Below are 13,624 nucleotides of genomic sequence, written 5' to 3' on the forward strand. Positions count from 1 at the left end.
CGCATGGCTGCACACCTACAATCACCACCGCGGACACACCGCGCTGAAAGGCCAACCACCCGCCACCCGCGTCCCCAACCTCACAGGGCAATACAACTAGGATCCGCGGCATGCTGCGCGTACTTGCCGTCGACGACGAGAAGCCGGCTCTGGGGGAACTGCTGTACCTGCTGCGCTCCGACCCGCGGGTGCGCAGCGCGGACGGTGCCACCGACGCCACCGAGGCGCTTCGCCGCATCAGCCGGGCGCTGGACGCGGGGCCCGGCGGCGACGACGGCATCGACGTCGTCTTCCTCGACATCCACATGGCGGGGCTCACCGGGCTCGACGTCGCCCGGCTGCTCGCGGAGTTCGCCCGGCCGCCGCTGATCGTCTTCGTCACGGCCCATGAGGGCTTCGCCGTGCAGGCGTTCGACCTCAAGGCCGTCGACTACGTCCTCAAGCCGGTACGCAGGGAACGGCTCGCCGAAGCCGTTCGCCGGGTCAGCGATCTGACCGCTGCCGCGCGCGGGGTCCGGCGCAACCCGTCTGCCACCGGCGCGGAGCCGGGCGCGGCGGCAGGGGCGGCACCGGACCGGTCCGGCTCCTCGGCCGCCGGTCCGGTGGTCACCGGGTCCACCGCACCGGGCACGGCGCCCGAGCAGATCCCCGTCGAACTCGGTGGCGTGACCAGGTTCGTCCCCATCGACGAGATCACCTACGTCGAGGCCCAGGGCGACTACGCGCGTCTGCACACGGCCGACGGCAGCCATCTCGTGCGGATCCCGCTCTCCACGCTGGAGGAGCGGTGGGCGTCCCGCGGCTTCGTCCGGATACACCGCAGCCACCTCGTGGCACTCGGCCGGATCGACGAGCTCCGGCTGGACGGGGGTGCCACGACCGTCCGCGTGGGCGCGGCGGAACTCGCCGTGAGCCGCCGCCACGCCCGCCAGTTGCGGGATCTGCTGATGCGCCACGCCCGGGGCTGACCGCCGCCGCTGCGAGGACCGCCGGCGGCCGACGACGAGGGCGTACCGCATGCCGCGGCGGGGAATCGACGCGCCAACGATGCGAGTCTCCCCAGGGCGCGGGCGGACGCCGCATAGTGGAGATGAGCCGGTTCCGCTGCGGAATCCGGCCCCGCCCGGGCAGGGCGGGTCCGTACCGCGACGGCGGCCGGGCCCGGAGAGCCGCCGCCGGTCGCCTCACGCGCCGGGGAGGGTGGTGCGGCGCTCCCGGAGTCGTGAGCGACGGGAGAGAACGATGACCGATCGACGTGTACCCCCGCAGGAGACGCCGCCGTTCGAGGCGTCCATCGCCGAGGCCCACCGGGAGCGCCCGGACGGCGGGCTCTGGGAGCACCCCGTGGCGATCCTGTCGCTGATCGTCGCGTGCAGCGTGCTCTTCGCCGCGCTGTTCATCGGCTGGGCCTTCAGTTTCTGAGCGGGTACCGGCGGGCCGCACGGGCGGCGCGCCTTCCGCACGGCTCGCCGCCGGAACCTGCGCTCGTGGGACTCGTGCGGGCCCACCGGCGCCGGGTCCGGCACCGACACGGTGTGTTCCCGGCCGGCCGGGGCCGTGGGCCGCCCGAACGGGCATGGGGACGGAATCCGGGGTGTTCGATGGGCCCCTGCCGTCCCCTCGCCGCTCCGCCCTCCCCGTCGCTGCGGAGGGCCGTGTCGTGACAGCCGCGCACCTGCTCCGTTCCCTCGCCCTCCACCAGCACGCGTCCCGTGCCGTGAGGGAGTTCACCGCTCCCGGGCCTGAGACCACCGTCCGAGGGGGTGTCCGGGCGGTGCGGCGCCGGCCCCGCGCACGGCTCGCCGCTCAGGCGGCGCCGTTCGCCGCCCCCGCAGTTCGTACGGACGGCGGCCGGGCCCCGCCGGCCGGGCCCCACCCCGGCCCGGCGCTCCGCCGAGATCTCACCGAGACCACCGGCGCCTGTCCCTTGCTCGCCCCACCTGCGTAGACTCCAACGACCCCCGAGGGCAGGCCGCCCGTCGCAGCGAGCGGCCGTCCGTACGAGCCGCCGAGAGAACGCCGGGAACGGACGCCGATGTCTGCAGCACAGCCACCCCGCCGTGAAGTCGTCACGGGTGTGCCCCGCGGCACCCGCCGCCGCCCCGGACACGCCCCCGCCCGCTCGGAGATCAGCGAGCAGACCCCGATCGGCACGGTCTACGTGCGCTCCCTGATGCGCAGCCAGCTGCGTGCCGCCCTGTACGCGCTGGGCACGCTCGCCGTCCTCGTCGGCACGCTCCCACTGCTCTTCGCCTTTCCCGCCGCCGTCCTCGGCTCCTTCGCCTCGCCCGAGCCCTTCGTGTGGGTGGTGCTCGGCGTCGGCGTCTACCCGCTGCTGTGGCTGACCGCCCGCTGGTACGTACGCCGCGCCGAGCGCAACGAAGAGGACTTCACCGGGCTCGTCGAAGGCCGCTGAGACCGCCAGTGGGGGAGGACCGGTGAACCAGGCCTACGCGGTGACGGCGGTGGCCTTCGTGGTGCTGGCGACCGTCCTCATCGGCGCCCTCGGCCTGCGCATCTCCCGGACGACCTCGGATTTCTACGTCGCCTCACGCACCGTCAACCCCGGGCTCAACGCCGCCGCAATCAGCGGCGAGTACCTGTCCGCCGCCTCCTTCCTCGGCATCGCCGGACTGGTGCTCCTCCAGGGCCCCGACATGCTCTGGTACCCGGTCGGCTACACGGCCGGCTATCTCGTGCTGCTCGTCCTCGTCGCCGCCCCGCTGCGGCGCTCGGGCGCGTACACGCTCTCCGACTTCGCCGAGGCCCGGCTCGAGTCGCCCGCGGTGCGGCGCCTCGCCAGCCTGTTCGTCGTCGGTATCGCCTGGCTCTATCTGCTGCCGCAGCTCCAGGGCGCCGGACTGACCCTGGAGATCCTCACCGGCGCCCCGGACTGGTTCGGCGGACTGCTCGTCGCCGTCGTCGTCACGGGCGCCGTCGCCGCGGGCGGCATGCGCTCCATCACCTTCGTGCAGGCGTTCCAGTACTGGCTGAAGCTCACGGCGCTGCTGGTCCCCGCCCTGTTCCTCGTCGCCGCCTGGGCCGGGGACGACGCGCCCCGCGCACGCTTCGACGCGCCCGCCGTCCTGCGCGAGCACACGGAGGTCCGTCTCGACGCCACCGTACGGATCGAGCTGGACGCACCGCTGACCGTCGGGGTGACCGGTACGGTCGACGGCACCCGCCACGAGGGGGTTCGGACCACCCTCGACGAGGGCACCCACCGTGTGGAGTCGGGCACCACGCTCACGTTTCCCCCGGGGGCGGACATACCCGAACGGGCGTCCACCGGCGCCGACCCCGCCAGCTGGTCCCAGCCCCTCGCGGGCGGGCGCGACGGCTACCAGCTGTACGCCACCTACGGACTGATACTCGCCACCTTCCTCGGCACCATGGGCCTGCCGCACGTAGCCGTCCGCTTCTACACGAGCCCCAACGGCCGCGCGGCGCGCCGTACCACCCTCGTGGTCCTGGGTCTGATCGGCGCCTTCTACCTGCTGCCTCCCGTGTACGGGGCCCTCGGCCGGATCTACGCCCCGGAGCTCGCCCTGACCGGCGACGCCGACGCCGCCGTGCTCGTCCTGCCGGAACGGATGGTCGGCGGACTCGCGGGCGACCTGCTCGGCGCCCTCCTCGCGGGCGGCGCGTTCGCCGCCTTCCTGTCCACCGCGTCCGGGCTCACCATGTCCGTCGCAGGGGTCCTCAGCCAGGACGTCCTGCCCTCGCGCGGGGTACGCCACTTCCGTCTCGCGACCGTCCTCGCCATGGCGGTGCCGTTCGCCCTCAGCGTGGTCGCCACCAATGTGCCGGTCGCCGACGCCGTCGGACTGGCCTTCGCCGTGTCCGCGTCCTCCTTCTGCCCGCTCCTCGTCCTCGGCATCTGGTGGCGCGGACTCACCCCGCCGGGTGCCGCGGCCGGACTGGTCACCGGTGGCGGCGCCGCGCTGACCGCCGTGATGGCCACCCGGGCCGGACTCGCCCCCGAGGGGTGGCCGCACACCCTCATGGCCTGGCCGGCCGTCTGGTCGGTGCCGCTCGGCTTCCTCACCATGGTCCTGGTGTCGCTGGCGACGCCCCGCCACATACCCCCCGGCGCAGGCGCCATCCTCGCCCGCCTCCATCTGCCGGAGGACCTCGTCGGCCGGCCGCAGCACGAAGGAGCACAGCGATGACCGGGACGGCGCTGGCGGCACTCGGTGCGGCCGCGGCCGTACTGCTGGCCGCCGGATTCGCCCTCGGCCGGGTCACGGCCCGCCGCGGCGCCGGTACCGGGCCCGACCTCGGCACGCCCGTCGAACGGGCCACCTTCCACACCCTGCACACCGCCTCCCTCGCCGCGCCGCCGCTGCGTGCCGGGCTCACCGAGGACACCGCTCGCAGGGCCGCCCGCCGGCTGCGTTCACTGCTCGGCACCCAGGCGCTGTGCCTCACCGACCGGGAGACCGTCCTCGCCTGGGACGGAGTCGGCGCGGACCACCACCAGGAACGCGTGATGCACCGCGTCGGCGACGTGCTCGAATCCGGTCGCAGCCAGAGCGTCCGTACCGGCTGCGACGACGCGGAATGCCCGCTGCGCTGGGCCGTTGTCGCCCCGCTGACCGGGGAGGAGGGCGTGCTCGGCACGCTCGTCGCCTACGGTTCGGGTGAGTCGGCGGTCCTCGTGCGGGCCGCCACCGAGGTCGCCCGCTGGGTCTCCGTACAGCTGGAACTGGCCGAGCTCGACCGCTCCCGCACCCGTCTCATCGAGGCCGAGATCCGTGCCCTGCGCGCCCAGATCTCCCCGCACTTCATCTTCAACTCGCTCGCGGCCATCGCCTCCTTCGTCCGCACGGACCCGGAACGGGCGCGGGAACTGCTGCTGGAGTTCGCCGACTTCACCCGCTACTCCTTCCGCCGGCACGGGGACTTCACCCATCTCGCCGACGAGTTGCGCTGCATCGAGCAGTACCTCGCCCTCGCCGGGGCCCGCTTCGGCGACCGGTTGAAGGTGACCCTCCAGATCGCGCCCGAAGTCCTCCCGGTCGCCCTGCCGTTCCTCTGTCTCCAGCCGCTCGTCGAGAACGCCGTGAAGCACGGCCTCGAGGACGCCGGCCGGACGTGCCGGATCTCCCTCTCCGCCCAGGACGCGGGCTCGGAGGCGGTGGTGACGATCGAGGACGACGGCGTCGGCATGGACCCGGCCGAACTGCGCCGGATCCTCGCGCGGGAGGCCGACCGCCCATCCGGCATCGGTCTCTCCAACGTCGACGAGCGACTGCGGCAGGTGTACGGGGACGGCCACGGGCTGGTCATCGAGACGGGGGTCGGGGCGGGAATGAAGATCACCGTACGGATTCCCAAGTACCGCGCGGGCGTGCACAAGAACCCGGGCGCACCCTGAGCGGGGCTGCGTGTTCGGCCCCCGCGAGCGCCTCGGGGCGGGGCGAGTCCTCTCGGTGAGGACGGGCCGGTGGCTCGGGACCGGGTCAGTACAGATGGATGGCCAGATGGCCCAGCGGGAGACCGAGACGCCAGGCCGGCGTCCACACCTGGGCGTTCTCGCCGGCGGCCGGGTCCACCGGAAGGGCCGGGTGCCACGGGTCGGTGTCGTCGCCCAGATCGGCGGCGAGCAGTTCGGTCCGCTCCAGCCATCCCCAGGTGTCACGGGCCAGGGCGAGATCGGGGTCCGTGCCGGGGACGTCCCGGTCGAACGACTCCCGTTCGGCCATGCGGTCGCGCACCCACTCCTGCCACGGATGGCCGTAGGCCGTGACGGACAGCCATTCGTCCAGGCGTGACGCGGTGGGTACACCGGTCGGGCCGTCATCGGCGCCGCACAGGTGGACCGTCAGCGCCAGCGTCGCCCGGCCGGCTCTGTACTCCAGCGAACCCGGCTCCACCAGACCGCCGGTGCGCAGCACCTCGTCGGCGAGGTACTCGGCGCACAGCCACGCCATGGGGACCGCCAGACCGCCTCCGTTGGTGCCGTTCGTACTCTCGGGCCGCACTCTCTCCACCTTCTCCCGGGATGTGTTCGGGCACGGGTCTCGACGACGAGCCTCCACCCGAAGACACGTGTCACGGTTCCTCTTTACTCAACTCGAGCGGGTGGTTTCGAATCCGGTCGCCCGTCAACGTGACCCCAGGGAGAGCAGGTGCCCCTTGGGAGTCCGGGGACGGAAGTGACCGGCCCGTATCCGGTGGTGCCGCGTGCGCGCCCCCTGCGCGGCACCGGTGCCGCGCCGAGTCCGGAGCTGCCCGCGACGAACGGGCGAGCGGTCGCCGCCGGTTCCGGGAAAGGGAGGCCGGCGCCGGCACCACCTCCCGGGTGCACGGGGAGGGCGGGCCGGCTCACGCCGCCGAGGAGAGCGGCCGCCTGCTGTACCCCGGCAGGCTGCGGGCCATGGCGCGCAGCGCGTGGTACGAACGGGACTTGACCGTGCCCTGCGGGATGCCGAGCGCCCGGGCGGCCTCGGCCACGCTCCGGCCCCGGAAGTAGATCTGCACCAGCACGGCACGGTGCTCCGGGCTCAGCGACCTGACCGCGGCCCGCACGTCGAGCGCGGCGACCGCCCGGTCCGTCAGGTCGGAGGGGTCCGGTGTCGCGGCCAGTACGCCGTCCCCGATCTCCGCCGGCCGCGCGAGCCGTGAGCGGCGCGCGTCGATCGCGAGGCGCCGTCCGACGGTGAAGAGCCACGGCCGCATCGACTCGTAGGGTGCGTCGAACGCCTCGGGGTGCTGCCAGGCCCTGAGCAGGGTCTCCTGCAGCAGGTCCTCCGCACGCTGCCGGTCCCCGTACGTCAGGCCGACGAGAAAGCTGAGCAGGGCGGGACCGTGTTCGCGCTGCAGCTCCACCAGGGCCCGCTCGTCGGTCGTCGCCGTCGCCGTCGTCATCGTCGGCCTCCTTCCCACAGGGTCTTTCCGGTGGCTCGGTGCTGGGTGTGCTTCGTGGCGTATACGAGCGCATCGGCGAGCGCGGGGACAGGCGTCGAGCACGGGCGTGCGACGAGCGGTCGCACAGAGCGGCGAACGGTGCGGCGAACGGTCGGCCGGACGTGCGCGTGACGGCCGCGCAACCGGTGCGACGGCGCGGGACGGCGAGGGGCGGTGCTCGCGTAGGACGGCGGGTACCGGCCGGCCCACGACACCCGCGTTCACCCGTTCGGCTCCGCCGTCCCGGCGGCTTCCTCCTTCGCCAGGTTCGAGTGCCGGTACGAGTAGGCGAAGTAGACGATCAGCCCGACCACGAGCCAGACCGCGAACCGGACCCAGGTCTGCCGGTCCAGGAACGTGATCAGCCAGAGGGAGAACACCACGCCGACCGCCGGCACGAACGGCATGCCCGGGCAGCGGAACGTCCGCGGCAGGTCGGGCTGCCGCTGGCGCAGCACGATCACCGCGACGCACACCACCACGAAGGCCAGCAGGATGCCGATGTTCGTCAACTCGGCGGCCTCACCGATCGGCAGGAAGCCGGCGATCAGCGCGGAGCCGGCGCCGACGATCCATGTCACCCGTACGGGCACATGCCGTGTGGGGTGCGTCTTCGCGAACCAGCGCGGCAGCAGCCCGTCCCGGCTCATCGAGAACCACACACGCGTCACGCCCAGCATGAACGTGAACATCACGGTGAGGATCCCGACGATGGCGCCGATCGCGATGACGTTGGCCAGACTCCCCAGCCCCACCGCCTTGAAGGCCGTCGAGAAGCCGCTCTCCGGATCGATGTCCTTGTAGTTCTGCATTCCCGTCAGCACCAGGCAGGCCAGCACGTAGAGCACCATCGAGATCGCCAGCGAGTAGACGATCGCCCTGGGCATGTGCCGCTGCGCGTCCTTGGACTCCTCCGCGGCCGTGGACATGGCGTCGTAGCCGAACACCGCGAAGAAGACGGTCGCCGCCCCCGTGATCGCCCCGCTGAAGCCGAACGGGAAGAACGGGCTGTAGTTCGCCGTGTCGATGTGGAAGAGGCCGACCGCGATCACCAGCAGCACGACCAGGACCTTCAGCACCACCACGACCGTCTCGAACCGGGCCGCGTTCTTGATCCCCAGCGTCAGCAGGCAGGCGATGAGGAGGCACAGGACCATCGCGAAGAGATCGACCCTGTGGCCGGGCCCCGTGCCCGGCGCGCCCAGCATCCACGCGGGCAGATCGAGCCCCAGCTGGCCCAGGAGGAAGCCGAAGTAGCCGGAGATCCCGATGGCGACCACCGCCACGATCGCCGTGTACTCCAGCAGCAGGTCCCAGCCGATGAACCAGCCCGCCAGCTCGCCGAGCACCGCGTACCCGTACGTGTACGCCGAGCCCGCCTTCGGGATCAGGCCCGCGAACTCCGCGTACGAGAAGGCCGCGGCGGCACTCGCCACACCCGCGATCAGGAACGACACGACCACCGCCGGCCCGGCCCTGTCATGGGCCACCGCGCCCGCCAGGGCGAAGATGCCGGCGCCGATGATGCCGCCGACGCCGATCGCGGTGAGCTGCCAGAGGCCGAGCGTTCTGGTGAGCTGTTCGCTCGGAGCGCCCTCGTGGATCTGTTCGATGGGCTTGCGGCGCAATACGCCGTGCCCCACCCGGAGGCCTGTCATGAGACACCTCTTCGCGGACTGCTGTCGGCCGATGGCGGCTCATGATGGCCGAGGTGGGGCAGCGGTGGAAGACGACATGCGGTGGTGTGGAGGCAAGGGTCCCCCGCCCCGCCCGACAGGCGGCCCGGCGGCCGTCTCCCTAGAGTGCGGAACATGAGCATCAGCGTGGCGGAGCGCGCGACCGCCGCCCGGAGCGGCCTGACGGCCAGGGTACCGGGCGCCTTCGCGATGTTCTTCGCCCTGCTCGGGGTGTACTGCGCGGTGATCGCGCTCATCGCCCCGCTGCGCAGGCTGCTGAGCCCGGTCTCCGCCTTCCTCGACCTGGTGGCCGTACCCGTCAGCGCCAACCTGGCCTACGCCGTCTTCCTGCTCCTGCTGGCGGCGGCCATCGGCGCCCGCAAGAAGGCGGCCTGGTGGCTCGTCGTCGCCTATCTCGCCCTGCTCGTCCTCACCGACGTCCTCACCCTGGCCCTTCTGCGGGACTGGTCCTGGATCCCCAACCTGGTCCTCTGCCTGATCGCCCTCGGCGTGCTGTTCGCCGCGCGCGGTGAGTTCTACGCCCTGACCCGCCGCGGAGCCCTGTGGCACGCCCTTCTGGTGCTCGTCCTCGGGCTCGTGCTGGCCGTGCTCGTCGGCTGGGGGCTCGTGGAGCTCTTCCCCAACGACCTCCCGCAGGGGCAGCGGCTGCTGTGGGCCGCCAACCGGGTGCTCGGCGGGCTCGTCTCCAACGCGCAGTTCGACGGCACTCCGCCCCGCGCCCTGTTCTTCCTCCTCGGCCTCTTCGGCGCGCTCGCGCTGCTCAACTCCGCCCGGACCCTGTTCCGCTCCCAGCGGATGGAGGCCGCGCTGCACGGCGACGAGGAACCCCGTATCCGCGCCCTGCTCCGCGCCTACGGCTCCCAGGACTCGCTCGGCTACTTCGCCACCCGCCGGGACAAGGCCGTCGTCTTCGCACCCAGCGGCAAAGCCGCCGTCACCTACCGCGTCGAGGCCGGCGTGGCCCTGGCCAGCGGGGACCCCGTCGGCGACACGGAGGCATGGACCCCCGCCATCGAGACCTGGCTGGACGTCGCCCGGCGCTACGCCTGGGCGCCGGCCGTGATGGGCGCGTCCGAGGACGGTGCGCGCGCCTACGGCCGCTCGGGGCTCGGCGCCATCCAGCTCGGGGACGAGGCGATCCTGCACGTCGACCGCTTCGACCTGAACGGCCGGGACATGCGCGTCACCCGGCAGGCCGTCGGCCGGGTCCGCAGACTCGGGGCCACCACCCGCATCCGCCGGCACTCCGCCCTCGGCGCCGACGAGATGAAGCAGACCATCGACCGCGCCGACGCGTGGCGCGACACCGAGACCGAGCGCGGCTTCTCCATGGCCCTCGACCGGCTCGGCGACCCCGAGGACGGCGACTGCCTGCTCGTCGAGGCCCTCGACGCCGACGGGAACCTCATCGCCCTGCTCTCCTTCGTCCCCTGGGGACGCGACGGGATCTCCCTCGACGTGATGCGCCGGGACCGCGACCACGCACCCAACGGGATCATGGAGTTCATGGTCGCCGAGCTGTGCGCGGAGGCCCCGCAGCTCGGCGTGCGCCGGATCTCCCTCAACTTCGCCGTCTTCCGCTCCGTGTTCGAGGAGGGCGCGAGGATCGGCGCGGGCCCCGTCCTCCGGCTCTGGCGCAGGCTGCTGCTGTTCTTCTCCAAGTGGTGGCAGCTGGAGGCGCTGTACCGCTCCAACGTCAAGTACCAGCCGGCCTGGTACCCGCGCTTCCTCTGCTACGGGGACGCCGGGGCCCTCGCGCGCATCGGCCTCGCCTCCGCGATCGCCGAGGGCTTCGTCTCCGTGCCCCGACTGCGCAAGCGCTGGGGCAACGGGCGGCCGCGCGGCGTCGTCGCCGGGCCGGTCGCCGGCACCAGGGACCTGCCGCCGCTCGACGCGCTGGAACTCGCCGGACCCGACACCGTGCGGCCCATGGGGGAGCGCCGGCTGCCCGAGCAGGTGCGCATCCGCCACCGCAAGCTCGAACGGCTGCGCGAGCAGGGCGTCGACCCGTACCCCGTCGGTGTCGCCGTACGCACCGACCCGCTCGCCGCCGTACGCGCCGCCCGTCCGGACCTGCCGCCCGGGGCCCGTACCGGGGAACGGGCCACGGTCGCCGGGCGGGTCATGGCCGTACGCGACTTCGGCGGAGTCCTCTTCGCCGTGCTGCGCGACTGGTCCGGCGACCTCCAGATCGCCCTGACCCGCGACGGTTCCGGACCCGATGTGCTCGCGGCCTTCTCCGCCGCCGTCGACCTTGGCGACCATGTCACCGTCACCGGGGAGGTCGGCGCCAGTGACCGCGGCGAGCTCACCGTCTTCGCCGACGCCTGGCAGCTCACCGCCAAGTGCCTGCGTCCGCTGCCCGACAAGCGCCGGGGGCTGGCCGACCCGGAGGCACGGGTACGCCGCCGCTACCTCGACCTGGTCACCAGCCCCGACGCCCGCGGCGTCGTCCGGGCCCGCTCCACGGCGGTCCAGGCACTGCGGCAGGGGCTGCTCGACCGCGGCTACCTCGAGGTCGAGACCCCGATGCTCCAGCAGATCCACGGGGGCGCCAACGCCCGTCCGTTCACCACCCACATCAACGCCTACGACATGGACCTGTACCTGCGGATCGCGCCCGAGCTGTTCCTCAAGAGGCTGTGCGTGGGCGGCATGGAGAAGGTCTTCGAGATGGGCCGCACCTTCCGCAACGAGGGCGTCTCGTACAAGCACAACCCCGAGTTCACGATGCTGGAGGCGTACCAGGCGTTCGCCGACTACGACGTGATGCTCGACCTGACCCGCGAGCTGATCCAGGGCGCCGCCACCGCCGCGTTCGGCGCTCCGATCGCCCACAAGAAGGGCCCCGACGGCAAGCTCGTCGTCCACGACATCTCCGGCCCCTGGCCCGTCAAGACCTTGTACGGAGCGGTGTCCGAGGCGCTCGGCGAACAGGTGGACGCCGACACCGACGAGGAGCGGCTGCGACGGCTCTGCGACCTCGCGGGAGTACCGCACGGCCCCGAGGACACGCGCGGCGACGTCGTGCTGGAGATGTACGAGCGGCTGGTCGAGGAGAAGACCCAGCTGCCCACTTTCTACAAGGACTTCCCGACCGACGTGTCCCCGCTGACCCGCCAGCACCGTCGTGACCCGCGTCTCGCGGAACGCTGGGACCTGGTCGCCTTCGGCACCGAACTCGGCACGGCCTACTCGGAGCTGACCGACCCGGTCGAGCAGCGGCGTCGGCTCACGGCCCAGTCGCTGCTCGCGGCCGGCGGCGACCCCGAGGCCATGGAGCTCGACGAGGACTTCCTCGACGCCCTGGAGTACGCCATGCCCCCGACCGGAGGGCTCGGCATCGGTGTGGACCGGCTGGTGATGTTCCTGACGGGGCTGACCATCCGGGAGACGCTGCCGTTCCCCCTGGTGCGCAGGCACTGAACGAATGACGTGCCGACGTGCCGACGTGCCGGCGCGCCCGCGCCGTCTGCCGCGGTGCCGCCGGCGGGCCCGCTTCGCAGCCGCCGCCCGACAGCTGCAGCCCGGGACGTGCCCCCGCCGGACGGACCGCTGCCGGGGTCGCCGTCCGGCGGGGGAGCGGCCTCAGCGCGTGGCGACCATGCGGGCGAAGACGACGACGTTCCCGTCGTAGCCGGTGCCGCGCGAGTAGCCGCCACCGCAGGTGATCACCCGCAGTTCGGGGGTGCCGGTGTCGCCGTAGACCCGGGCGCCCGGGAAGTTGTTCTTGGAGAACACCTCGACGCCGTACACCTCGAACACGGCCACCCGGCCGTCGTAGCGGGTCACCTCGACGTGCTGGCCCTTCTGCATCGAGCCGAGCCCGTAGAACACGGCGGGCCCGCCGGCGTTGTCGACGTGACCGACGACCACGGCGGTGCCCTGCTGGCCGGGGGCGATGCCGTTCTGGTACCAGCCGGCGAGGTTGGGGTCCTGCGCCGGCGGTGCCTCGATCCAGCCGTTGGTGTCGAGCCCCACGTCGATGATCGGCGCGTCGACGCCGACGGATCGGATGGCGATCCGCGAGGCCGGGGCGTACGGCAGCGGCTCGACCGTGCCGGGCAGCGCAATGGAGTCCTGGTTGGCACGTACGTCGTCCAGCGAAGCCGCCACGGCGGGCTGGGGCGGCCCCATGCCGACGTCCACGCCGTTCCGCACCAGGGCGAGTCCTGTGAGCATGACAAGGGCCAGTACGCCCCAAGGGGAGCGTCTCCTCGGTTCCGACCCCGTGAACTCCTGCCGGCGCATGGTTCTCCCATCTCATCGTCTGCCCGCACGCTAAGCACATGAGGGAGAAGCCGCGACCTGGGAGGGGCGAACGGGTGGTGCGGCCAGTCGGGGTGACCCATACGAGTAGACAGTCGGGCAAATTCTCTGACGGTCCGTGACCTGCGACTCCGTCAGATCCGGGCTGCTCGCCCCGGCGTGTCGATCACCGGGGTGGCCGAGTCCCGAAATGCGACGGATGTGCAAGCCGGTGAGGGTTTCGTCATGGAGGGCGTTCTCGTCGAAATCTCCGGAGCACCGTTCCGGGGCGCACCTCCGATGGAGGTTCAACCATGCGTGCTTCACGCGCTGTCGCGGTGGCGATCACCGCGTGTGCGGCCATGGGCGCCACTTCTCCCGTGGTCGCCGCCACCGCCACCGGAGGTGGCAACGGTCCGGCCAACGTCCGTCTCTCCCCGTCCGAGGTCCACCAGGGCTCGACCCTGACCATCCTGGTCGACGGCTGCCACCGCGGCGGCACGGTGTCGTCCAACGCCTTCCCCGCCGCCAACCTCAGCGCCGACCGCGGAGGGTTCTACGGCCCGAGTGGCAAGCGGGCGGCGGACGAGGGCAACGCGAACGCGAACGCGAACGCGAGCGGCAACGGCAACGGGAACGACAACGGGAACGCGAACGGCTTCGGTCAGGACCAGAACGGCAACGGTAACGGCAACGGCAACGCGAACGGCTTCGGTCAGGACCAGCACGGGAACGGGAACGGGAACGGGAACGGCGGGGACCAGGGC

General features: G+C 72.5%; 10 protein-coding genes. 6 read left to right on the forward strand and 4 right to left on the reverse strand.

The window, feature by feature from the left end:
* Positions 1–110 precede the first annotated feature (110 nt).
* From AB0J10_RS28710 to AB0J10_RS28730, 5 genes are all read left to right on the forward strand, one after another.
* Positions 111–968 (forward strand): LytTR family DNA-binding domain-containing protein, encoded by an 858-nt coding sequence (locus AB0J10_RS28710; RefSeq protein ID WP_363065471.1) that lies wholly within the window; start codon positions 111–113, stop codon positions 966–968.
* A 274-nt stretch (positions 969–1,242) separates the two neighbouring features.
* Positions 1,243–1,422, forward strand: a complete 180-nt coding sequence (locus tag AB0J10_RS28715) for a DUF6480 family protein (RefSeq protein ID WP_363065473.1) — start codon at positions 1,243–1,245, stop codon at positions 1,420–1,422.
* Positions 1,423–2,035: 613 nt separating this feature from the next.
* Positions 2,036–2,416 carry a hypothetical protein gene (locus tag AB0J10_RS28720; RefSeq protein ID WP_363065475.1) on the forward strand — a complete coding sequence of 127 codons (381 nt, stop codon included), beginning with the start codon at positions 2,036–2,038 and terminating at the stop codon, positions 2,414–2,416.
* A 22-nt stretch (positions 2,417–2,438) separates the two neighbouring features.
* Complete coding sequence (locus AB0J10_RS28725; protein ID WP_363065477.1) at positions 2,439–4,172, forward strand: cation acetate symporter; 1,734 nt, start codon at positions 2,439–2,441, stop codon at positions 4,170–4,172.
* A complete protein-coding gene (locus tag AB0J10_RS28730) occupies positions 4,169–5,380 on the forward strand; it encodes a histidine kinase (RefSeq protein ID WP_363065479.1) in 1,212 nt (403 codons plus the stop codon). The genes AB0J10_RS28725 and AB0J10_RS28730 overlap by 4 nt, the downstream gene beginning before the upstream one ends.
* 85 nt (positions 5,381–5,465) lie before the next feature.
* On the opposite strand, the gene AB0J10_RS28735 is transcribed toward AB0J10_RS28730, so the two are convergent.
* The 3 genes from AB0J10_RS28735 to AB0J10_RS28745 form a co-directional block, all read right to left on the reverse strand.
* Entirely contained in the window at positions 5,466–5,987 is a 522-nt protein-coding gene (locus AB0J10_RS28735; protein WP_363065481.1) for a hypothetical protein, read from the reverse strand.
* Positions 5,988–6,330: 343 nt separating this feature from the next.
* Complete coding sequence (locus AB0J10_RS28740; RefSeq protein ID WP_363065483.1) at positions 6,331–6,873, reverse strand: sigma-70 family RNA polymerase sigma factor; 543 nt, start codon at positions 6,871–6,873, stop codon at positions 6,331–6,333.
* Positions 6,874–7,133: 260 nt separating this feature from the next.
* Positions 7,134–8,570 (reverse strand): amino acid permease, encoded by a 1,437-nt coding sequence (locus tag AB0J10_RS28745; protein WP_363065485.1) that lies wholly within the window; start codon positions 8,568–8,570, stop codon positions 7,134–7,136.
* A gap of 153 nt (positions 8,571–8,723) precedes the next feature.
* Here AB0J10_RS28745 and lysX point away from each other — a divergent pair, with 153 nt between their 5' ends.
* A complete protein-coding gene (gene lysX, locus AB0J10_RS28750) occupies positions 8,724–12,035 on the forward strand; it encodes a bifunctional lysylphosphatidylglycerol synthetase/lysine--tRNA ligase LysX (protein ID WP_363065487.1) in 3,312 nt (1,103 codons plus the stop codon).
* A 162-nt stretch (positions 12,036–12,197) separates the two neighbouring features.
* Here the strand turns inward: lysX and AB0J10_RS28755 are convergent, their stop codons facing one another.
* Complete coding sequence (locus AB0J10_RS28755; RefSeq protein WP_363065489.1) at positions 12,198–12,860, reverse strand: class F sortase; 663 nt, start codon at positions 12,858–12,860, stop codon at positions 12,198–12,200.
* Positions 12,861–13,624 lie beyond the last annotated feature (764 nt).

This window comes from Streptomyces sp. NPDC049887, assembly GCF_040656535.1.
Lineage (GTDB): Bacteria > Actinomycetota > Actinomycetes > Streptomycetales > Streptomycetaceae > Streptomyces.

What these genes read in the sequence shown, in the direction of transcription:
- AB0J10_RS28710 (WP_363065471.1), top strand. Translation starts at nt 111, where the DNA reads ATGCTGCGCGTACTTGCCGTCGACGACGAGAAGCCGGCTCTGGGGGAA.
- AB0J10_RS28715 (WP_363065473.1), top strand. Translation starts at nt 1,243, where the DNA reads ATGACCGATCGACGTGTACCCCCGCAGGAGACGCCGCCGTTCGAGGCG.
- AB0J10_RS28720 (WP_363065475.1), top strand. Translation starts at nt 2,036, where the DNA reads ATGTCTGCAGCACAGCCACCCCGCCGTGAAGTCGTCACGGGTGTGCCC.
- AB0J10_RS28730 (WP_363065479.1), top strand. Translation starts at nt 4,169, where the DNA reads ATGACCGGGACGGCGCTGGCGGCACTCGGTGCGGCCGCGGCCGTACTG.
- AB0J10_RS28740 (WP_363065483.1), bottom strand. Translation starts at nt 6,873, where the DNA reads ATGACGACGGCGACGGCGACGACCGACGAGCGGGCCCTGGTGGAGCTG.
- AB0J10_RS28745 (WP_363065485.1), bottom strand. Translation starts at nt 8,570, where the DNA reads ATGACAGGCCTCCGGGTGGGGCACGGCGTATTGCGCCGCAAGCCCATC.
- lysX (WP_363065487.1), top strand. Translation starts at nt 8,724, where the DNA reads ATGAGCATCAGCGTGGCGGAGCGCGCGACCGCCGCCCGGAGCGGCCTG.
- AB0J10_RS28755 (WP_363065489.1), bottom strand. Translation starts at nt 12,860, where the DNA reads ATGCGCCGGCAGGAGTTCACGGGGTCGGAACCGAGGAGACGCTCCCCT.